Origin of the sequence: uncultured Bradyrhizobium sp., assembly GCF_964252615.1 — a bacterium.
In the GTDB taxonomy this organism is placed as follows: domain Bacteria; phylum Pseudomonadota; class Alphaproteobacteria; order Rhizobiales; family Xanthobacteraceae; genus Bradyrhizobium.
The window spans coordinates 16427-35606 of record NZ_CAXUNQ010000050.1 but is presented as its reverse complement, the minus strand read 5'-3'; the positions used below and the strand labels follow the sequence as shown (position 1 = coordinate 35606).

Annotated in this window: 23 protein-coding genes; 7 read left to right on the top strand and 16 right to left on the bottom strand. The window is 64.1% G+C overall.

The features are described from left to right. The coding region (locus ACFE72_RS20155) for a GyrI-like domain-containing protein (RefSeq protein ID WP_375414887.1) at positions 1–540 on the top strand (540 nt) is incomplete at its 5' end. 14 nt (positions 541–554) lie between these two features. Here the strand turns inward: ACFE72_RS20155 and ACFE72_RS20150 are convergent. The 3 genes from ACFE72_RS20150 to ACFE72_RS20140 form a co-directional block, all read right to left on the bottom strand. Then, a complete protein-coding gene (locus ACFE72_RS20150) occupies positions 555–1340 on the bottom strand; it encodes a hypothetical protein (RefSeq protein WP_375414886.1) in 786 nt (261 codons plus the stop codon). 385 nt (positions 1341–1725) lie between these two features. Next, positions 1726–2331 (bottom strand): 3-isopropylmalate dehydratase small subunit, encoded by a 606-nt coding sequence (gene leuD, locus ACFE72_RS20145; RefSeq protein ID WP_375414885.1) that lies wholly within the window; start codon positions 2329–2331, stop codon positions 1726–1728. A 112-nt stretch (positions 2332–2443) separates the two neighbouring features. Further along, a complete protein-coding gene (locus tag ACFE72_RS20140) occupies positions 2444–2839 on the bottom strand; it encodes a metallopeptidase family protein (RefSeq protein ID WP_375414884.1) in 396 nt (131 codons plus the stop codon). A 115-nt stretch (positions 2840–2954) separates the two neighbouring features. Here ACFE72_RS20140 and ACFE72_RS20135 point away from each other — a divergent pair, with 115 nt between their 5' ends. After that, positions 2955–3278 (top strand): hypothetical protein, encoded by a 324-nt coding sequence (locus tag ACFE72_RS20135; protein ID WP_375414889.1) that lies wholly within the window; start codon positions 2955–2957, stop codon positions 3276–3278. A 178-nt stretch (positions 3279–3456) separates the two neighbouring features. On the opposite strand, the gene ACFE72_RS20130 is transcribed toward ACFE72_RS20135, so the two are convergent. After that, complete coding sequence (locus ACFE72_RS20130; RefSeq protein WP_375414883.1) at positions 3457–3735, bottom strand: hypothetical protein; 279 nt, start codon at positions 3733–3735, stop codon at positions 3457–3459. A 182-nt stretch (positions 3736–3917) separates the two neighbouring features. Between ACFE72_RS20130 and ACFE72_RS20125 the strand changes: the two genes are divergently transcribed. Then, the gene (locus ACFE72_RS20125; RefSeq protein WP_375414882.1) at positions 3918–4169 is read left to right on the top strand and encodes a hypothetical protein; all 252 of its coding nucleotides are present in this window, start codon (positions 3918–3920) and stop codon (positions 4167–4169) included. 160 nt (positions 4170–4329) lie between these two features. Beyond that, complete coding sequence (locus ACFE72_RS20120; protein ID WP_375414881.1) at positions 4330–4674, top strand: hypothetical protein; 345 nt, start codon at positions 4330–4332, stop codon at positions 4672–4674. Positions 4675–4710: 36 nt separating this feature from the next. Here ACFE72_RS20120 and ACFE72_RS20115 read toward each other — a convergent pair whose 3' ends face one another. The 8 genes from ACFE72_RS20115 to ACFE72_RS20080 form a co-directional block, all read right to left on the bottom strand. Continuing rightward, positions 4711–5535 carry an N-acyl homoserine lactonase family protein gene (locus ACFE72_RS20115; RefSeq protein WP_375414880.1) on the bottom strand — a complete coding sequence of 275 codons (825 nt, stop codon included), beginning with the start codon at positions 5533–5535 and terminating at the stop codon, positions 4711–4713. Between the two features lie 952 nt (positions 5536–6487). Next, the gene (leuC, locus tag ACFE72_RS20110) at positions 6488–7906 is read right to left on the bottom strand and encodes a 3-isopropylmalate dehydratase large subunit (RefSeq protein ID WP_375414879.1); all 1419 of its coding nucleotides are present in this window, start codon (positions 7904–7906) and stop codon (positions 6488–6490) included. Positions 7907–8244: 338 nt separating this feature from the next. Continuing rightward, a complete protein-coding gene (gene rplS / locus ACFE72_RS20105) occupies positions 8245–8628 on the bottom strand; it encodes a 50S ribosomal protein L19 (RefSeq protein ID WP_375414878.1) in 384 nt (127 codons plus the stop codon). 221 nt (positions 8629–8849) lie between these two features. Next, positions 8850–9566 (bottom strand): tRNA (guanosine(37)-N1)-methyltransferase TrmD, encoded by a 717-nt coding sequence (gene trmD, locus ACFE72_RS20100; RefSeq protein WP_375414888.1) that lies wholly within the window; start codon positions 9564–9566, stop codon positions 8850–8852. A 143-nt stretch (positions 9567–9709) separates the two neighbouring features. Then, positions 9710–10231: a ribosome maturation factor RimM gene (gene rimM / locus ACFE72_RS20095; protein ID WP_375414877.1), complete on the bottom strand. Its 522-nt coding sequence runs from the start codon at positions 10229–10231 to the stop codon at positions 9710–9712. 11 nt (positions 10232–10242) lie between these two features. Continuing rightward, positions 10243–10575, bottom strand: coding sequence for a 30S ribosomal protein S16 (gene rpsP, locus ACFE72_RS20090; RefSeq protein WP_375414876.1), 333 nt, complete (start codon positions 10573–10575; stop codon positions 10243–10245). A 96-nt stretch (positions 10576–10671) separates the two neighbouring features. Further along, entirely contained in the window at positions 10672–12222 is a 1551-nt protein-coding gene (ffh, locus tag ACFE72_RS20085; protein ID WP_375414875.1) for a signal recognition particle protein, read from the bottom strand. A 192-nt stretch (positions 12223–12414) separates the two neighbouring features. Next, the gene (locus ACFE72_RS20080; RefSeq protein WP_375414874.1) at positions 12415–12777 is read right to left on the bottom strand and encodes a DUF6614 family protein; all 363 of its coding nucleotides are present in this window, start codon (positions 12775–12777) and stop codon (positions 12415–12417) included. Between the two features lie 66 nt (positions 12778–12843). On the opposite strand from ACFE72_RS20080, the gene ACFE72_RS20075 reads away from it, so the two are divergent. Continuing rightward, positions 12844–13908 (top strand): MBL fold metallo-hydrolase, encoded by a 1065-nt coding sequence (locus ACFE72_RS20075; protein WP_375414873.1) that lies wholly within the window; start codon positions 12844–12846, stop codon positions 13906–13908. Positions 13909–13931: 23 nt separating this feature from the next. On the opposite strand, the gene ACFE72_RS20070 is transcribed toward ACFE72_RS20075, so the two are convergent. After that, on the bottom strand, positions 13932–14597 hold the full coding sequence (locus tag ACFE72_RS20070) for an SIMPL domain-containing protein (RefSeq protein ID WP_375414872.1): 666 nt from the start codon (positions 14595–14597) through the stop codon (positions 13932–13934). Between the two features lie 31 nt (positions 14598–14628). Beyond that, positions 14629–15507, bottom strand: coding sequence for an HpcH/HpaI aldolase/citrate lyase family protein (locus tag ACFE72_RS20065; protein ID WP_375414871.1), 879 nt, complete (start codon positions 15505–15507; stop codon positions 14629–14631). A gap of 99 nt (positions 15508–15606) precedes the next feature. Between ACFE72_RS20065 and ACFE72_RS20060 the strand changes: the two genes are divergently transcribed. Beyond that, positions 15607–16251 carry a carbonic anhydrase gene (locus ACFE72_RS20060; protein WP_375414870.1) on the top strand — a complete coding sequence of 215 codons (645 nt, stop codon included), beginning with the start codon at positions 15607–15609 and terminating at the stop codon, positions 16249–16251. A gap of 92 nt (positions 16252–16343) precedes the next feature. On the opposite strand, the gene ACFE72_RS20055 is transcribed toward ACFE72_RS20060, so the two are convergent. Together ACFE72_RS20055 and ACFE72_RS20050 are read right to left on the bottom strand one after the other, a co-directional pair. After that, a complete protein-coding gene (locus ACFE72_RS20055; RefSeq protein ID WP_375414869.1) occupies positions 16344–16898 on the bottom strand; it encodes a TIGR00645 family protein in 555 nt (184 codons plus the stop codon). A gap of 122 nt (positions 16899–17020) precedes the next feature. After that, on the bottom strand, positions 17021–18058 hold the full coding sequence (locus ACFE72_RS20050; protein WP_375414868.1) for an aspartate-semialdehyde dehydrogenase: 1038 nt from the start codon (positions 18056–18058) through the stop codon (positions 17021–17023). Positions 18059–18078: 20 nt separating this feature from the next. On the opposite strand from ACFE72_RS20050, the gene ACFE72_RS20045 reads away from it, so the two are divergent. Then, positions 18079–18960: a hypothetical protein gene (locus ACFE72_RS20045; protein ID WP_375414867.1), complete on the top strand. Its 882-nt coding sequence runs from the start codon at positions 18079–18081 to the stop codon at positions 18958–18960. Positions 18961–19180: the final 220 nt, after the last annotated feature.

Below are 19180 nucleotides of genomic sequence, written 5' to 3'. Positions count from 1 at the left end.
CCTGCCGCTCCCGCGACCCCGCCCCCGACCGCGGAAGTCCCGGCGACCCCGCCCCCGGCGGCAGCCCCGGTTCAGACCGCGGATCCGTTCGGCGACGAAACCACGCTGACGCCGAAAACCGCGGTCGTCCTCAAGGGCAGCGCCAACTGGGATTCGGCGTTCGAGACGCTGACCGACTCGTTCAAGAAGATCTCGGGCCTGCTCGACAAGCAGGGCATCAAGTCAGCCGGCAATTCGATGATCGTCTACACCTCGACCGACGACAACGGTTTTACTTATCTGGCTGAAATTCCGGTCGACCAGGAGCCGAAGAACCTGCCCAAGGATGTCAGCATGGGCCAGACGCCGGACGGCAAGGCGCTGAAATTCGTCCATCGCGGCTCGTACGACAACATGGACAACACCTATGAGGCGATCACCAATCACCTCGACGACAAGAAACTGGAGGCGAAAGACACCTTCATCGAGGAATACATCACTGATCCGCTGAAGACCGCGGAAGACAAGCTGGTGATCAACGTCTATGTCCCGCTGAAGTAAAAACCGCGGCAGCCCTACGCCTCCAACCGCGCTGACGCCCAGGCGTACAGGCTGCCGGGAACGGGACGCGCGTCGCCGCGGCCTTTCGGCGAGACGTGCAGGCCGATGACGTCCGGATCCGAAGTCAGCGCGGAAAAATCGGATCGCTCGAAAAACAGGCCCGGTTCGGCGTGGACCGCATAGAACGATTTCTTCGGCAGCGCGTGATGCAGTTCGCCGGCCCTGCGCGCCAGCGCGGTCAGCGCCGCCGGACCATAGAGCGCGACGCGGATGTCGGAGACGCGGCGCGATCCGCGCAGCCGATGCAGCGCGAAGGTCAGGCGATGCCGCAGCGCCAGCCAGTCCGGCGTCAACGCGTCCTGCTGCATCAGGTCTTCGAACGCGGCGACGATGGCGTGGTCCGGCGGCAGATACAGCACGGAGTTGCCGAGCTGCCGCGGCCGTTCCCACGCGAAATAAGGTTTTTCCGGAGCGACCTCGACCGCTTTGAGCAGCAGCACGTCGGCGTCGAGCCACAGGCCGGCGTTGCGCGCCATCAGCCGCATCCGGAAAAAATCCGAGAACTGCAGCGTGGTCCAGTCGCGCCAGGCGCCGCCCGGGCCGGACGGCCGCAGTTTTTCCGCGAACGCCCGCGGCAGGATCGCTCCGGCCTCGGCATTGTCGACGCCGTCGGGCAGACCGGATAACGGCTCGAAGCTGTAGACGGTGACGGCATGGCCGGCGGCGAGCTGCGACCGCAGGCACACCTGCCTCAGGCGGTCGAGCGGGCCGTGCCAGAAGGTGACGACGGCGGGGAGCATGCGTCAATCTTCTCGCCGGCGCCGAACGTTTCGGATCAGGGCCACGACCGCCATCGTCATCCTCGGAGTCCGGCCGAAACAGCATCCCATGAAATCAGGCGTCGCCATTGGTTCGTCATGCCCAGCCCTGTGCCGGGCATCCACGTCTTAAAGGCGCCGAAGCAGGAAAGACTCGGATGGCCGGGACGAAGCCCGGGCATGACGAGTGAACCATTTTCAATCCGACCGCTGAAGCGGGGAAATATGGGCTGCTTTTTCGGCCAGGCTCCAAGGAGCCGCGCACCTGCGCGGCATTGCGAAGGATCGCCACCTGCGCCCGCTTCCATCCTTCGAAGTCCGCCGAAGACGGCGAGCGCCTCAGGATGGCGGCGCAGTTGCAGGCAGCTCACGCCCAGGCGCGCTCGTGCTTCGCCCTGGCCTCGTAGCTGTCGATCGACGCCTTCTTCTCCATCGTCAGGCCGATGTCGTCGAGGCCGTTGAGCAGACAGTGCTTGCGGAACGCGTCGATCTCGAATTTCACCGTGCCGCCGTCCGGCCCGCGGATTTGCTGGGCCGCCAGATCGACGGTCAGGGTGGCATTGGCGCCGCGCTCGGCGTCGTCGAACAGCTTGTCGAGATCGTCCTGGCTGACGCGGATCGGCAGGATGCCGTTCTTGAAGCAGTTGTTATAGAAAATATCGCCGAACGAGGTCGAGATCACGCAGCGAATGCCGAAGTCGAGCAGCGCCCACGGCGCATGCTCGCGGCTGGAGCCGCAGCCGAAATTATCGCCGGCGACCAGCACCCTGGCATTGCGATAGGCCGGCTTGTTGAGGATGAAATCCGGGTTCTCGCTGCCGTCGTCCTTGTAGCGCTGTTCCGAGAACAGGCCCTTGCCGAGGCCGGTGCGCTTGATGGTCTTCAGATATTGCTTCGGGATGATCATGTCGGTGTCGACATTGATGATCTTCAAGGGCGCGGCGACACCCTCGAGCGTGGTGAACTTGTCCATGGCGGTGTTTCCCGGATGTGAGACGACGTTTTAGCCCGATCGGGGCGGCGGTCCAAGGGTTAAAGTGTCCATCGTCGTTCATCGTGGGGCGGCTTGCGAAGCGTGCTCCGCCCTACGCCCCCGCCTCGATCTTTTCCATATCGGCGTCCGACAGCCCGAAATGGTGTCCGATCTCGTGGATCAGCACATGGCGGACGATGTGGCCGAGCGTTTCGTCGTGCTCGGCCCAGTAATCCAGGATCGGCCGGCGGTAGAGCCAGACCATGTTGGGCAGCCGCGCGATGTCGTCATTGCTTTGCTGCGGCAGGCCGGTGCCCTGGAACAGGCCGAGCAGATCGAATTCGCTGGCCGCGCCCATCTCGTCCAGCACGTCGTCGCCGGGAAAATCGTCGACGCGCAGGATCACGCCCTGGCACAGGGCGCGAAAACCCGTCGGCAGGCGCTCGAACACGTCATGCGCCATGGCTTCCATCTCCGCCAGAGACGGCGCTTTGCTGCAGCTCCACATCGCGCCTGTTTAGAAGATCGGGCGCAATTGGGCAAAACCCGGGTCGGGAATGGTTGACCTCCGCGCGGCAATCGGGGACCGTACCGGGTCGGGTATCTTGCAGTCGAGGCTGATCATGCGGACCGGAACTACGGTATTATCGCTGGCGACGGCGGGGACATTGCTGTGGCTGTGGCCGGCAGCCGCACAGGCGCAGACCGCGCCGCGCGCGCAGGCATCGGCGCCGGCCGCCACCGACATTTCAGCGCAGGACCGCCGCGTCCGGCGCCCGCCGACACGGCTGCGGGTTTATCCCCGTTACAATCCCGACGATGTGTATCCGCGCTATTTTCCGGGCCGCAATGCCGTGCGCGACTGCACCGCCACCTATGTGCAGGAGTTCCGGCCCAGCGGCACGGTCATTACGCCGCGCATGAACTGCTTCTGGCGGCCGGGCTGAGCCGTAGCCGCGAGAGCGCGCGCCGAAAAAGCACTCAATGAACCCGGGCCTTGCCGTCCGGTTCGTCATGCCCGGCCTTGTGCCGGGCATCCACATGGCCGCGGACACCGCTGCGTGCGGCGCATCCTTCGAGGCTCGCTGCTCGCGCCCCGGGATGACGGTTGCGTGCGGTTCGCCCTCAACGCTGCCGCAGCGCGCCGATCAGTCCGGTGCCGACGATCAGCGCCGAGGCGCCGTAGATGACGATGGCCATCGCGGTCTGCGTAAGGCTGCTGGCGCTACCCATGCCGCCGCCGGGGCCTTGCGAGGCGAAGGCGCCTGCTGCCGGCAGCAGAACCGCGCAAGCGGCGGCAATGGCGAGGTACGCCGGTCGAAATATGTGCTGCAGCATGATGATCTCCGGTGACGATTTGTTGGCTGAGATACGCACGAGCGGCCCCGCGGTTTGCAGGCGCATGTGAAATGTTCTCCATGCAGCCGGAACCGGCCCCGCGCGCGTTCCGCATTCATCTTTGCGGCGTGGACATTCATTCACCATTCACGTCGTTGTCCCTAGCTTTCGATTCACGTCGTGGCAAAGCGGCAGGGTTCAGTCGCTTCCCCGCGTCGGATGTTATCCACTATCCCGAGGAGGTGCACGTGAACGTAAAGAAAATTCTGGGCTTTCTTGCCGTCGGCGGATTGCTCGTGCTGGCGGCGCCGGCCGAGCGCGCCCAGGCCTTGTCGCTGATCAATCCGGGCGCCGCCGCGGCGGTGCAGGACGACGCCGGCAAGCTGACCACCGAGGTGCGATGGCATCGTCATCACGGCTGGCGCCGCCATTATGGCTGGCATCGGCATTGGGGCTGGCGCCGGCATCACTGGCATCACCGGCACTGGCGCCGCTGGTGAGCGCCGCGCCATAACCATACGCGCAAATATCGGACAGGCCCGCAATGCGGGCCTGTTTTGCGTCGCCAGCACTTGCGTTATGAAGGGTGGCGTTATGACGGTTTGCGTTATGAAGCCTTGCGTGACGAAGGCTGGCGTTTTGCGGTGAAGGACGGCTGCGATGAAAAGCTGGATCGGATTGGCGGCGCTGGTGGCGGCCGGGTGCGCCGGCAGCATCGATAATGCCGCGGCGGCAAAAGTGATAACGGTTGCGCGCGCCGCTCCCTTCACGCCCGCGCGCGCGCAACGCGTTTACCGCTACGATGGGTACGGATACGGATACAGGTATGGCGGTTATGGTTATCGCGCCTATGATGCCAGCCCCTACGCCGCCAGCCCCTATGCCGCCAGCCGGTACGACCATAGCCGCTACGACTGGTCTTCCTATGGCGGTTACTACGGCCGGCCGTACTTCTATGCGCCGGCGCCGTTCCCGCTCGGCTTCGATTTCGGATTTGGCTGGTAGCAGCCCTTCGAGGCGCCTGGCCCTTGCGGACCTCCGCTATTTCGCCGCCGCCGGAAACGCCGGCAGCTTGTCGATATCGCGGGCGTCGTGCTGGATGATCACGGTTGCCTTGGCGTTGGCGGCGATCTTTTTCAGGCGGTCGATCGAGGCGAGGCTCTGCGCGCGGTCGAAATTGAACCACGGCACCCCGTCGGTGTCGTAATTCTCGCGAAAATGCACGGCGTCGCCGGTGATCAGCACCGAGCCGGTCTGCGCCAGCTTCACCAGCAGGCTGTGATGGCCCGGCGTGTGACCGGGCGTGCTTAAGGCGATCACGCTGCCGTCGCCGAACACATCCTTGTCATTGGCAAGCGGCTCGACCTTGCCCTCGCCCTTGATCCAGGCGGCGAAGGGTGCGGCGTTGACGCCTTGCGCCGGGGCAGGATTCGAGATCGCATCCCAGTCGCCCTTGCCGATCAGCACCAGCGCCTTTGGAAACGAGGCGATCTGGCCGGTGTGATCGGCGTGGAAATGGCTGATGCCGACGACTTTGATCTGGTCCGGCGTGAGCTTGAGCTGCGCGAGCTGGTCGACCAGGCTCAGCTTCGGCGCGACGTTGGGCGCCGTCATGGCATGTCCGGTGTCCCACAGCATGTAGTCGTCGCCGTGCCTGATGAGATAGCAGGAGAACACGAACTGCAGCTTCAGTTCGCCATACGCGAACGTGTCGGAGAAGCGCGCGTTGACCGCGGTCGGCGCCTGCGGCGTTCCGCAGTCGAGCCGCGTCAGCGTGACCTCGGGAGCTGCTTGCGCGAGCGCCGCCAGGCCGACCAGCATGTTGGCCGAGATACCGGCCGCAACGAGAGCAAGCGCTCGCTTCATCGATGCATTTCCCAGGCACGAGGTTGCAGGATTTTACACGTGCCGGATTGTGCAGCCGAGCGCATGGTAATGCAATGGCGTCGTCCGACCCGCGCTGGCCGGCAGCGTTCGACCGGGAGGCGAAGCGGCTGCGCAAAGGCATGCCGCCCTTTGGAGCAAGACGCTCGCACCATGTCCACGACGTAGACCCCGCCGTCATACCCGGCCTCGTGCCGGGCATCCACGTCGGCTGGCGGGCAGGATCGCCGATCACGCGCAAGCCGGAGTGTCGGACGACGTATTGCCATTCGGGAAGCGCACCGATGACATATAGGCCGTCATTCCAGGGCGCTCGTTCAGCAAAGCCGGCGGGAGCTTGCCGTAGGTTCGGCATTCTCCCTCGACGGCTTATAAATGGCTGGCCGTTGGCGGGCTGACCAGGACGTTGCCGACCAGCCGCGGCGTCCGCATGGCAGCCCGGGGCGGATGGCAAGCGCGCTCGCGGCGCGTTGCTACGAAATTTTCTTCGCCGCCCACCAAGTCGCAACCATCGACTTGATGGACGGAAAAAGTGTCGGTCATGTCTCCGAACATGTGTCGGCTATGTCTCCGGTCTGAACAAACCTTACCGCCGCGTGGCAAATCCGCGGCAATTTTTCAGCTAAACGGCGGCGACCGCGGCAGCCCCTCGCCGTCACGCATCAGCCACGAAAAAAACCGGCTGTTGCCGCATGAAAATCTGCGCCGCATTTTTGCCCGTGGTTCGTCGCAACGAAATCGCATGATGTCCGCGCCGCGCGGTATTCGGATCAAGCGCTTGAGTGGCCTCGCTTTTTCACCGTCATGCGCCGCCGCAAGCCACCCGTTGCCTTCACTCTGCCGCAACGCGCCTGAAGTTTGCCGCAACACTCGCCGGCGGCCGGGTATGCAGCTTAAGCCCTTGCACGGGCAGCCGATTTAGCTTCGTCGAAGCCTAGCGCCACTCCCGGATATCGACGAAATGCCCGGCGATCGCTGCCGCGGCCGCCATTGCCGGCGACACCAGATGGGTGCGCCCTTTGAAACCCTGGCGGCCCTCGAAGTTACGGTTCGAGGTCGAGGCGCAGCGTTCTTCCGGCGCGAGCTTGTCAGGATTCATCGCAAGGCACATCGAGCAGCCCGGCTCGCGCCATTCGAAGCCGGCCTTGATGAAGATCCTGTCGAGGCCTTCGGCTTCGGCCTGCGCCTTGACGAGGCCGGAGCCCGGCACGACCATCGCGTTGAGATTGCCGTTGACGGTCTTGCCGTCGACCACCTTGGCCGCCGCGCGCAGATCCTCGATGCGGCCGTTGGTGCAGGAGCCGATGAAGATGCGGTCGAGTTTGATATCGGTGATCTTGGTGCCGGCCTTCAGCCCCATGTAATCCAGCGCGCGATGTTTCGAGAGCCGTTTTGCCTCGTCCGGAATCCGCTCAGGGTCCGGCACGACGCCTGCGATCGACACCACGTCCTCCGGCGACGTGCCCCAGGTCACGATCGGCGGCAGCTTCGCCGCGTCGAGACGGATCTCGTGATCGAAATACGCGGCCTCGTCCGAGCGCAGCGTTTCCCAGTAGCGCATCGCGGCGTCCCAGGCTTCGCCCTTCGGCGACATCGGCCTGCCTTTCAGAAATTCGAACGCCTTCTCGTCGGGTGCGACCAGACCGGCGCGGGCGCCGCCTTCGATCGACATGTTGCAGACCGTCATGCGGCCTTCCATCGTAAGCGCACGGATCGCATCGCCTGCATATTCCAGCACATAGCCGGTGCCGCCGGCGGTGCCGATCTCGCCGATGATGGCGAGGATGATGTCCTTGGCGGTGACGCCGTCGGGCAATCGCCCGTCGACGACGGCGCGCATGTTCATGGCTTTCTTCTGGATCAGCGTCTGCGTCGCCAGCACATGCTCGACTTCGGATGTGCCGATGCCGTGCGCCAGCGCGCCGAAGGCGCCGTGCGTGGAGGTGTGGCTGTCGCCGCAGACGATGGTGGTGCCGGGCAGCGTGAAGCCCTGCTCGGGACCGATGACGTGCACGATGCCCTGGCGGCGGTCGTGCTCGTCGTAATAGGTAATGCCGAATTCACGGGCGTTTTCGGCCATCACGCGCATCTGCTCGATGCTCTCCGGATCCGGATTGGGTTTGGAGCGGTCGGTGGTCGGGATGTTGTGGTCGACCACGGCCAGCGTCTTTTCCGGCGCATGCACCTTGCGCCCCGTCGCGCGCAGCCCCTCGAATGCCTGCGGCGAGGTCACCTCGTGCACCAGGTGGCGATCGATATAGATGAGGCAGGTGCCGTCATCGGCCTCGTGCACCAGATGGTCGTTCCAGATCTTGTCGTACAGCGTGGTCGGCTTGGATTTCGAATCGGACATGATGATGGACCTTGAATCGTCGTTGAACGAAGCTGCGAATGCGCATGGCGGCGTGTGGCCGCGACAAAAATTCAGGCCGTCAGCGCAGCCGTCGTCAGCCGCCCGAAGAACCGCCACGGCAGGCGCGAGCGGTCGTCGAGTACGATGCGTGCCGCGGTGATCGGGCGGTTGTCAAACATGCCGGTCATACTGTCATTGCGGGCGAAGCGAAGCAATCCGGTCTCTTGCGAGAAGTAAGACCGGATTGCTTCGCCGCAAGTGCTCCTCGCAATGACGGAAAGCCGCAACGAAAATGCGCGGGATGAGCCCGCGCATTTCTCATCCCCAGGAGGACCAGCTTACTCGCCGACGGCGCTGGCGCGGTCCGTCTTCTTCTCGACGATGCGGGCCGATTTGCCGCGCAGGCTGCGCAGGTAATACAGTTTTGCGCGGCGCACCTTGCCGCGGCGAACCACCTTGATGGAATCGATCATCGGCGACATCACCGGGAACACGCGCTCCACGCCTTCGCCGTAGGAAATCTTGCGCACGGTAAAGCTCTCGTTGAGCCCGCCGCCGGAACGGCCGATGCACACGCCTTCATAGGCCTGCACGCGGGAGCGGTCGCCTTCGACCACCTTGACGTTGACGATCACGGTGTCGCCCGGGCCGAACTCCGGAATGGTCTTGCCGGCGGACAGCTTGTCGAACTGCTCTTTTTCGAGCTCTTGAATGAGGTTCATCGGTATCTCCATCGGCGGCGCGCCGCAGCCCTCAAGGCGCGACCAGCGCTTACGTCCATCTATCCTGCAGCGCGTATTCCGCAAAAGTGGATATCGGTTTTGCGAAAGAATACGCGCTATCGATCAATTAGCGCATCTTCCAACGGCAAACCGGATGCCACTTTGCCTGAACATGCTCGTGCGCGGATTTGGCGCCCGTATACGGCAAAGCCGGGACGTTGTCACCCATCCGTCGTGTTTTTTGGATGTTTTTGGCGCGCCTTCGCCGCCCATAGATCCGGGCGCCGGGCCCGGGTCAGCGCCTCCGCCTCGGCCAGGCGCCAGGCGCCGACCTTGGCATGATCGCCGGACAGCAGGATATCCGGGATCGGCCGGCCCTCGAACGTCTGCGGGCGGGTATAGTGCGGATATTCGAGTAATCCATCGGAAAAGCTCTCGTCCGACCCGGATTCCAGCTTGCCCATTACCCCCGGCAGCAGCCGGACACAGGCATCCAGCAGCGCCATGGCTGCGATTTCGCCGCCCGACAGCACGTAATCCCCGAGCGAAAGCTCCTCGAGCCTGCGGGCGTCGATGACGCGCTGGTCGACGCCCTCGAACCGGCCGCAGACGATCAACGGCCCCGGCCCGGCCGCGAGTTCAACAACCCGCGACTGGGTCAATGGCCGGCCGCGCGGGCTCATCAGCAGGCGCGGCCGATCCGGGCCGACAGCGGCGGCGTCGATCGCCGCCGCCAGCACATCGGCGCGCAGCACCATGCCCGGACCGCCGCCCGCCGGGGTGTCGTCGACGCTGCGGTGGCGGTCGGCGGCCGAGTTCCGAATATCCCGCGCCTCCAGCGCCCACAGCCCGGACGCCAGTGCCTTGCCCGCAAGACTGACGCCGAGCGGGCCGGGAAACATATCCGGAAACAGCGTCAGCACCGTCGCGCGCCACATCGTTTCGATCACCAGAAATAGCCAGAAGCGTCATACGCGGGCTTGACCCGCGTATCCATTGATCTTCGCGAGAGTCTTTCGCAGCGGATGGATTGCCGGATCAAGTCCGGCAATGACGCAGGGTGCGCTGCACCGCCCGCGTTTCAGGTCGGATCGGGATCGTCGCCCTCGATTTCCGCAGGAAGCTCGATCACCACGCGGCCTCCGGCCAGATCGACCGTCGGCACCACGGCGTTCGTAAACGGCAGCAGCATGGTCGCGCCATGCGGCGGCGCGATTTCGATGATGTCGCCGGCGCCGAAATTGTGGATCGCGGCGACCCGGCCGATCGGCTGGTCCGCGGTCGTCACCGCCGCGAGCCCGATCAGGTCGGCATGGTAATACTCGTCCGCGTCGGTCGCCGGCAGTCTGGTGCGCGCGACATAAAGCTCGACGCCATTGAGCCGCTCGGCGTCCTCGCGGCTTGCGACGCCTTTCAGCGTCGCGACCAGATGACCTTTCGCTTCGCGGGCGGTGGCGACTTCAAACCGGCGCGTGCCGTCTTTGGTCGTGAGCGGACCATAACGCTGCACGGCGAGCGGATCTTCCGTAAAGGTCCACAGTTTTACCGCGCCGCGCACGCCATGCGGCGCGCCGATCCGGGCCACACAGACGAGCGCTGCCATGGCGCCGCCGCTTACTTCTTGGCGGCGGCTTCGGCGTTGGCCTTGCGCTCCTTGCGCGGCACGGCCTTTTCCGGATTGTTGCGGGCTTCGCGCTTCTTGACGCCGGCGGCATCAAGGAACCGCGCGACGCGGTCCGACGGCTGCGCGCCCTTGGCCATCCAGGCCTTGACCTTGTCCATGTCGAGCTTCAGCCGCGCCTCGTTGTCCTTCGCCAGCAGCGGATTGAAATGGCCGAGCCGCTCAATGAAGCGTCCATCGCGCGGATAGCGCGAGTCGGCGACCACGACATGGTAGACCGGACGTTTCTTGGTGCCCGCGCGCGCGAGGCGGATAACGACTGACATGGAGTTCTCCTTCGGATTCAGTTCTGGTGTTCGTTTAATTTTACCGTCATTCCGGGTTCGCGCGAGGACGCGCGCCCCGGAATGACGGTGAATTTCTCATTTCTTCTTGCCGAGGCCAGGAAAGCCGCCAAGCCCCGGCAGGGTCGGCTTGCCGCTGAGACCGGTCAGTCCGGGCAAATTCGGCAGCCCCGATCGCAGGCCGGCGGGAAGTTCTTTCGGCAAGGACGGCAGACCGCCTTGCGGCAATCCGCCCGGCATCTTTTCCGCAAGCGCCTTGATTTGCTCCGGCGACGGCATGCCGCCGCCAAACCCCATCGCCTGCGCGATACCGGCCATCGGGCCGCGCTTGCCCGATCCCATCGCCTTCATCATGTCGGCCATGTTCCGGTGCATCTTCAGCAGCTTGTTGACTTCCTCGACTTTTTGCCCGGAGCCGGCGGCGATACGCTTCTTGCGGCTGGCCTTGAGGATGTCGGGGGTCCTGCGCTCCTGCCGCGTCATCGAATCAATCACCGCGACCTGGCGTTTCAAGATGCGGTCGTCCAGTCCGGCATTGGCGATCTGGTTCTTCATCTTGGCGATGCCCGGCATCATGCCCATCAGCCCGCTGATGCCGCCCATATTGGCCATCTGCAAAAGCTGCTCGCGCATGTCGTTGAGGTCGAACTGGCCCTTGCGCATCTTCTCGGCGACGCGCGCGGCCTTTTCCGCATCGATATGCGCGGCGGCCTTCTCGACCAGCGACACCACGTCGCCCATGCCGAGAATGCGCCCGGCGATCCGGTCCGGATGAAAGTCCTCCAGCGCGTCGGTCTTTTCGCCGGTGCCGATCAGCTTGATCGGCTTGCCGGTGACCGCACGCATCGACAGCGCAGCGCCGCCGCGGCCATCGCCGTCGACGCGCGTCAGCACGATACCGGTAAGGCCGACGCGCTGGTCGAACGCGCGCGCCAGATTGACCGCATCCTGGCCGGTGAGCGAATCCGCGACCAGCAGCACTTCATGCGGATTGGCCACGGTTTTGATTCCGGCGGCTTCCGCCATCATCGCTTCATCGAGCGTGGTGCGGCCCGCGGTATCGAGCAGCACCACGTCGTAACCGCCGAGTTTTGCCGCCTCCAGCGCGCGCTTGGCAATCTGCGCGGGCTTTTGGTCGGCGACGATCGGCAGCGTCTGGATATCCAGATCGCGGCCGAGCACTGCCAACTGCTCCATCGCCGCCGGGCGATAGATATCGAGCGAAGCCATCAGTACCTTGCGCTTGTCGCGCTGGGTCAGGCGTCGCGCCAGCTTCGCGGTGGTGGTGGTCTTGCCGGAGCCCTGCAGGCCGACCATCATGATGGCGACCGGCGGCACGGCATTGAGATCGATGCTCTGGCCGTCGGAACCGAGCGTGGCGACCAATTCGTCATGGACGATCTTGACCACCATCTGGCCGGGGGTCACCGACTTGACCACGGTGGCGCCGATCGCCTGCTCGCGGACTTTCTCGGTGAAGCTGCGGACCACCTCAAGCGCGACGTCGGCCTCCAGCAATGCGCCGCGCACCTCGCGCATCGCGGCATCGACGTCGGCTTCGTTCAGCGCGCCGCGCCGTGTCAGCCGATCGAGAATGCCGCCAAGCTTTTCCGACAGATTGTCGAACATGCATCACCAAACGCGTTTGCGCCCGAGGGCGCATCGCGCTGTCGGGCGTTGACCTCCGGCCTCAGGGACCGGGCGGCGGGTCGAAAAGAACGTCTTTCCGAGAAGCGCGCAGATTTACAGGGACGGACCGGCATAGTCAATATTGACTGTCGCCGCGCAAATGATCAATCGTCTCTATGCTTATAAGACTATTCAGAATTTCTCTTCTCCCCGATACCGCACCGGGTCGGGAAAATCGCGGTATAGCGCAAACTGCACGTTCTGGACCAGCGAATTGACGCAGAAATGCAGGATTTCGATTGGCTCGCGGCGGCTGCCCACCCGGTTGAACGCCTGATCAAGCTGCGCCATGCCGCTAAATTCCATCATCAGGTGGAATTCGCCGACCGGTGCCGCGCTGAGGCCGAGCTTGCGCCGCATCAGCCGCCAACCCTGCATCAGCCCGTCGTTCTTCAGGCTGTCCATATAGGCGGCGAGCCGATCGGAAAAATCCATATCGGAGACGCCGGGCTTCAGATCGAACCACGCGTTGTAAATATCCATCGCCAAACCCATTTGTGCTCCTTGCCAGATATACAGCCTGTCCTTACCGCTCTCCCACCCCCCTTGTGACTGCTCCCCGTGTATCTCACCCGCCGCCGGCTGCTTTCCCTGTTCGCCGGCCCTGCCGCCGCAGCCGGGCTCTCGGCATTCTGGACTTCCCGCATGCGCAACTATGAAGGCCCGGCGTCCGATCATTTCGACGGCCGGCTGTTTTTCGATCCGGATGGCTCGCCGCCGAAGAGTCTCGGCGACGTGCTGCGCTGGCAGTTCGGCCGCGACCGCAGGCGGCAGCCCTGGCCGGAATGGGCGCCAAGCCCTTACGTCGACACGCCGCCGCCCCGCGTTTCGGCCGACAAGGTGCGGCTGTCCTTCGTCGGTCACGCCAGCTGGCTGATCCAAACATCGGGACTGAATATCCTGATCGATCCGGTGTGGTCGGATCGCGCCTCGCCGCTGTCGTTTGCCGGCCCGAAGCGGCACAACGCGCCGGGCATCGCATTCGATGCGCTGCCGGAAATCGACGCGGTGCTGGTGTCGCATGGCCATTACGATCATCTCGACGTCGCCACGCTGTCGCGCCTCACCGCTAAATTTGCGGCGCGCGTGATCACGCCGCTCGGCAACGACGCGACCATGCGCAGCGCCGACAGCACGATCGATGTCGAAGCATTCGACTGGCACCATCGCGTAGAACTCGGGAGCGGCGTTGCGGTGATACTGGTGCCGACGCGGCACTGGTCGGCGCGCGGATTGTTCGACCGCAACAAATCGCTGTGGGCAAGTTTCGTACTGGAGACGCCGGCCGGCAAGCTCTACATCGTCTGCGATTCCGGCTACGGCGACGGCAAGCATTTCCGCCGCGTCGCCGAGGCGCACGGGCCGCTGCGGCTGGCGATCCTGCCGATCGGCGCCTACGAGCCGCGCTGGTTCATGCGGGACCAGCACATGAACCCGTCCGACGCGGTGAAGGCTTTGGCCGATTGCGGAGCGGCACAGGCGCTGGCGCACCACCACGGCACGTTTCAACTGACCGACGAAGCCATCGACGCCCCGGTAACCGCGCTGGCCGCGGCGCTCGACGACGCAAACATTGCGCGCGAGCGTTTTATGGCGCTGCAGCCCGGACAGATGGTGGAAATTTAAGTTGGTGCGTCGTAGGACGAAACCTATTGTGCTGCAGGCTTGATCGCCCAGGATACGCTGACCGTGACCTGCAGCGTCTCTTCGCCCGGCGCGACGGGCGTGGACGCCGCGACCCCGGCCGACATCTTACGAAACGGCGCCGGACCCGGCGCGCCCTCTTCCGAAATGCTGACGGGGGAGCCCAGCGTGACGCCGGCAGCCTTGGCATAAATCTCGGCCTTGCGCCGGGCATCCGCGATCGCCTGTTCGCGGGCATCATCGAGCAGTTTCGAGGCGGCCGACACGAGGAAGCTGATGCCTCCGATGTCGTTGGCACCGGCGCCGACCAGAATGTCAACGGTGCCGGCGACCTTGCTGACGTCGTGCAGATTGATGATGACGCGGTTGCCGGCACGATAGCCGACCACGGCGTTGGGGCCGTTGCGGTTGGGCGCGTATTGCGGCTGCAGCGACAGCCGCGAGGTCCGGAAATCCTTTTCGTCGATGCCCGCACCCTTCAGCGCCAGCAGCACCTTGCCCATCGCGGCATTGTTGGCGTCCGAGGCCTCGCGCGCGGTCCTGGCCTCGGTGGTTACGCCGCCTTCGATCTGCACGAGATCGGGCGGCACCGACACGCTGGCTTCGCCGCTGACGGAAATCGTGGCGAGCGGCGCGACCTGCGCCAGCGCCGGCGCGGCCGGCACGCCCATGAGCGCCAGTACGACGCGTAATGACGTGCGATCAGGTCGCCATCGCCGCAATTGCATCCGCAATCGCAATGGTGCGTTTCGCCATGTCCGCATGCAGTCTCTCCACCATCTGGCCGTCGAGTTGAATAGCGCCGCGCGAGGCATTTTCCGGCCGCTGGAACGCCGCGATGACCCTTCGCGCATGCGCGACCTCTTCGGCCGGCGGCGTGAAGATCGCGTTGCAGACCTCGATCTGGCCCGGATGAATCAGCGTCTTGCCGTCAAAACCAAGGTCGCGGCCCTGCGCGCATTCCTGCGCGAAGCCGTCGACATTGCTGAAATCGCTGTAGGGCCCGTCGAGGATTTCAAGGCCGTGCAGGCGCGTGGCGAGGATGCAATGGGTGATCATCGCCAGCATCGCGGCGCGGCCGGGCTGCATCCGGATCCGGGTTTCGCGGGAAATATCGTTCGGCCCGAACACGAAACCGGCCAGCCGCATCTCGGAATCGCGCGACGACGACGCCAGTTCCTCCGCATGCAGCACCGCGCGCGCAGTCTCGATCATGGCCCAGACCCGGATCGACCTGTCGGCGCCGATGTCGCCGAGGCGGTCGGCGATCGCCGACAAATCCTCGACGCTGGAAATCTTGGGCACCAGGATGCCGTCGGGCCTGGCTTTGGCGGCCATGGCGATGTCGTCGATCCACCATGGCGAATCCGGCGCATTGATGCGGATCAGCACTTCGCGCCTGCCAAAGCCGCCGGCTGCGATGGCTGAAGCGATCCGATCCCGCGCCATCGCCTTGGCGTCGGGCGCCACGGAATCCTCAAGGTCGAGGATGACGCCATCGGCGGGAAGGATGCGCGCCTTTTCCAGCGCCCGCGGGTTCGACCCCGGCATGAACAGCAGGCTGCGGCGTGGGCGGATCATGGCCTCGTTCCCTTGTCGATCTCGGTTTCCACGCGATAACATCTCAACCCGCCGTCCGAAAGACTTGTTCCCGTTCTCCGCATATGGTTAGCCCCTATCATGTCCTCGTTTCCCCTCCATCTGCTCGAAGGCTATCGTACCTTTACCTCGCAACGGCTGCCCACCGAGCAGTCGCGCTATCGTGAATTGTCGGTGCGCGGCCAGGCGCCCGAAGTGATGGTGATCGGCTGCTGCGATTCCCGGGTGTCACCGGAAGTGATCTTCGACGTCGGCCCGGGCGAATTGTTCGTGGTCCGCAACATCGCCAACCTGGTGCCGGTCTATCAACCCGACGGCGGCGCCCATGGCGTGTCGGCGGCGCTGGAATATGCCGTGCAAGTCTTGAAGGTGAAGCACATCGTGGTGCTGGGCCATGCCCAATGCGGCGGCATCCGCGCATTTGTCGACAAGATCGACCCGCTGACTCCCGGCGATTTCATCGGCAAATGGATGGCGATGTTCATCAAGCCCGGGGAGATCGTGGAACAGCGCGACCGCGAGACGATGCAGGATTTCGTCACCCGGATCGAGAAGGCTGCGGTGTTCCGCAGCCTGGAAAACCTGATGACGTTTCCATTCGTGAAACGGCTGGTGGAGCGAAACGAGCTGCATCTGCACGGCGCCTATTTTGGCGTAGCCGAAGGCTCGCTCTTCGTGCTCGACCAGGAGGCGAAGGAGTTTCGCGGGGTTAGGGAGAGCGCGTAGCACCTCTCGTGTCCCGGACGCGGTGCGGCATTCTTTATGCCGCTCCGCAAGCGCTACGCGCTGCGCTGCGTCCGGGGCACGGGGTCTAGCAGCTACTCCCCGCCGTGATCGCCGCCGCCCCAGCGGTCGGACAACGCCAGCATGAAGGCCGAGAATACGAACACCAGATGCACCCCGACCAGCCAGGCGAGCTTGCCGGGATCGAACACGGTGTCGATGTTCATGAACGCCTTCAGCACCTGAATCGCCGAGATCGCGACAATCGACGCCAGCAGCTTCTGCTTCAGCCCGCCGAAATTGACTTTGGTCATCCAGTCCGGCCAGTCCGGATGACCGCCGGGATCTATCTTGGAAACGAAATTCTCATAGCCGGAGAACACCACGATCAGGATCAGATTGCCGGTGAGCGAAATGTCGATCAGGCCGAGCACGCCGAGGATAATGTCGGACTCCTTGAAGCCGGGCGCGTGGACGATGAATTCCCACAGCACCATGAAGAATTTCAGCATCAGCACCGCAAGGCTGACGACAAGGCCGAAATAGAACGGCGCCATCAGCCAGCGGCTGTTGAACAGCAGGCTTTCGAATCCGGTCTCGACGCGTTTCAGCGTCGGGTTGGGCCGATACGGAACCGGTGGTTCGGTCATTCGCATTTCCGATTGGCATCGTCATTGCCGGGCTTGACCCGGCAATCCATCCGTTGAGAGAGTCTTTGCGAAGATGGATGCACGGGTCAAGCCCGCGCATGACGCACCACCAGACCGCGGCGTTACGCCGCCGCCTTTTTCTTGGCGCTGATCAGTTTGCGGTTGATCAGGCATTCGGCGATCTGGACCGCGTTCAGCGCCGCGCCCTTGCGCAGATTGTCGGACACGCACCACAGCACAAGGCCGTTCTCCACCGTAGCATCCTCGCGGATGCGGCTGATGTAGGTGGCATCCTCGCCTGCGGCTTCGTACGGCGTGACGTAGCCGCCGGGTTCGCGCTTGTCGATCACCAGGCACCCCGGCGCGTTGCGCAAAATGTCGCGCGCTTCATCGGCGGAAATCGGATGCTCGAACTCGATATTGACCGCCTCGGAGTGGCCGACGAACACCGGCACCCGCACGCAGGTGGCCGAAAGCCTGATTTTGGGATCAAGAATCTTCTTGGTCTCCATCATCATCTTCCACTCTTCCTTGGTATAGCCGTCCTCCATGAACACGTCGATCTCCGGGATCACGTTGAAGGCGATGCGCTTGGCGAATTTCTTGTTGACGAGTTCGCTGTTGGTGTAGACCGCCTTGGTCTGCGAAAACAGCTCGTCCATGGCGTCCTTGCCAGCGCCCGACACCGATTGGTAGGTTGAAACCACGACGCGCTTGATCACCGCCTTGTCGTGCAGCGGCTTCAGCGCCACCACGAGCTGCGCGGTCGAGCAGTTCGGATTGGCGATGATGTTTTTCTTGACGAAGCCGGCGACGGCATCCGCGTTGACCTCGGGCACGATCAGCGGCACGTCCGGGTCCATCCGCCAGGCCGACGAGTTGTCGATCACCACGGCACCGGCCGCGGCGATCTTCGGCGACCACTCCTTCGACACCGCGCCGCCCGCCGACATCAGGCAGACGTCGACGTCGCTGAAGTCGTAATGCTCCAGCGCCTTGCATTTCAGGGTGCGGTCGCCATAGGACACTTCGACGCCGATGCTGCGGCGCGATGCCACCGCCACCACGTCGTCGGCGGGGAATTTGCGTTCGTCCAGAATGCTGAGCATTTCGCGCCCGACATTGCCGGTCGCTCCGACCAGCGCGACTTTGTAACCCATCGTTCACTCTCCGAACAAAAATGCATCACCTCGCCCTACGGCGGAAAGGTAAGAGGCAGCGCTTCTATGCGAGAAACGCGGTTAAGACAACGTTAGACCAGATTCCCGGCATTTGGATGCTATCAGTTTTGGTGACCCGCACCGCACCTATTCATCCGGCGTTGCGGCGCTTTGCCGACGAGTGCAGCGGCGTGCTTGCACGTGTCGTTGCATATCTGGGTGCGCTGGCGCTGATTGCCATCCTTGGCCTCAGCCTGTGGAACGACATGCCGCTTGGACGCGCTGGCGATGCAGCGCCCCGGCAGGCCTGGGAGATGGCCGCCCGCGCGCATCCGGCTTTCGCCGTCAGCCAATTCAATTTACCCGGGAAAACAGAGACTTACGAAATTTTCCGGCATCCGGCGGGCGGCCGCAAGGACGTATTTCGCTGGCGCACGCAGGGCGAAAGACCGATCGCCGAACTGGAAATCTACCGGCCGGGCGGCGAGTTGAGCCTGTCGGTACCGCCCATCGCTGAGATTGCGGGCCGCATGGATCCCGGCGGGATGCGCGAGTTGCAGGCCGCCGGTATCATCGAAAGCAAGTTCGGCGCGGTGGCCCTGCTCGGCCGCGACGCCGATGCGGGGTCCTGCCTCGGCTTCATGAAGAGCTTCGACCAACCCGGCTTGCGGATCTCCGGCTGGACTTGCCAGGGCGACACGCTGCCGGCCCGCCGCGGCGCGATTGGCTGCATCCTGGACCGGTTGATCCTGCTCACGGCCGGAAATGACCCGAAACTGGCGGAATGGTTTGCCCATGCCGAGCTCAGGCGCGGCAACTGCGCACCGGCGGCGCCCGGACCGGTCATCCCGACGGATTGGGTGACCGGCCCACAGAACCCGCGCCTGCGCGGCAGCCTGTGACCCGCGAATCCGGCCAAGATGTTGGTTTCCAATGCAACATTGCGGTGCCGCCGGCATTACGCTTGGACCCTTCGTCATGCCGGGCTCGACCTACTGGATCGGCCCGGCAATCCATCCTTTTTAACCGAATCTTGCGAAGATGGACGGATGCGCGGGTCAGGCCTGCGCATGACGGCGTACACATTGTGATGCGGTGTTGCCCGATTGACCTTGTGGCGCC

Bases quoted from the DNA above. Each gene is read 5' to 3' on its own strand.
- ACFE72_RS20140 (WP_375414884.1), bottom strand. From the start codon at position 2,839: ATGTGGAGCTGCAGCAAAGCGCCGTCTCTGGCGGAGATGGAAGCCATG.
- ffh (WP_375414875.1), bottom strand. From the start codon at position 12,222: ATGTTCGACAATCTGTCGGAAAAGCTTGGCGGCATTCTCGATCGGCTG.
- ACFE72_RS20065 (WP_375414871.1), bottom strand. From the start codon at position 15,507: ATGATCCGCCCACGCCGCAGCCTGCTGTTCATGCCGGGGTCGAACCCG.
- ACFE72_RS20080 (WP_375414874.1), bottom strand. From the start codon at position 12,777: ATGGGTTTGGCGATGGATATTTACAACGCGTGGTTCGATCTGAAGCCC.
- leuD (WP_375414885.1), bottom strand. From the start codon at position 2,331: ATGGACAAGTTCACCACGCTCGAGGGTGTCGCCGCGCCCTTGAAGATC.
- ACFE72_RS20120 (WP_375414881.1), top strand. From the start codon at position 4,330: ATGAAAAGCTGGATCGGATTGGCGGCGCTGGTGGCGGCCGGGTGCGCC.
- ACFE72_RS20115 (WP_375414880.1), bottom strand. From the start codon at position 5,535: ATGAAGCGAGCGCTTGCTCTCGTTGCGGCCGGTATCTCGGCCAACATG.
- ACFE72_RS20135 (WP_375414889.1), top strand. From the start codon at position 2,955: ATGCGGACCGGAACTACGGTATTATCGCTGGCGACGGCGGGGACATTG.
- ACFE72_RS20130 (WP_375414883.1), bottom strand. From the start codon at position 3,735: ATGCGCCTGCAAACCGCGGGGCCGCTCGTGCGTATCTCAGCCAACAAA.
- rpsP (WP_375414876.1), bottom strand. From the start codon at position 10,575: ATGTCAGTCGTTATCCGCCTCGCGCGCGCGGGCACCAAGAAACGTCCG.
- trmD (WP_375414888.1), bottom strand. From the start codon at position 9,566: ATGTGGCGCGCGACGGTGCTGACGCTGTTTCCGGATATGTTTCCCGGC.
- leuC (WP_375414879.1), bottom strand. From the start codon at position 7,906: ATGTCCGATTCGAAATCCAAGCCGACCACGCTGTACGACAAGATCTGG.
- ACFE72_RS20050 (WP_375414868.1), bottom strand. From the start codon at position 18,058: ATGGGTTACAAAGTCGCGCTGGTCGGAGCGACCGGCAATGTCGGGCGC.
- ACFE72_RS20055 (WP_375414869.1), bottom strand. From the start codon at position 16,898: ATGACCGAACCACCGGTTCCGTATCGGCCCAACCCGACGCTGAAACGC.
- ACFE72_RS20070 (WP_375414872.1), bottom strand. From the start codon at position 14,597: ATGGGCGTGCCGGCCGCGCCGGCGCTGGCGCAGGTCGCGCCGCTCGCC.
- ACFE72_RS20150 (WP_375414886.1), bottom strand. From the start codon at position 1,340: ATGCTCCCCGCCGTCGTCACCTTCTGGCACGGCCCGCTCGACCGCCTG.
- ACFE72_RS20060 (WP_375414870.1), top strand. From the start codon at position 15,607: ATGTCCTCGTTTCCCCTCCATCTGCTCGAAGGCTATCGTACCTTTACC.
- rimM (WP_375414877.1), bottom strand. From the start codon at position 10,231: ATGGCAGCGCTCGTCTGTGTGGCCCGGATCGGCGCGCCGCATGGCGTG.
- rplS (WP_375414878.1), bottom strand. From the start codon at position 8,628: ATGAACCTCATTCAAGAGCTCGAAAAAGAGCAGTTCGACAAGCTGTCC.
- ACFE72_RS20045 (WP_375414867.1), top strand. From the start codon at position 18,079: ATGCATCACCTCGCCCTACGGCGGAAAGGTAAGAGGCAGCGCTTCTAT.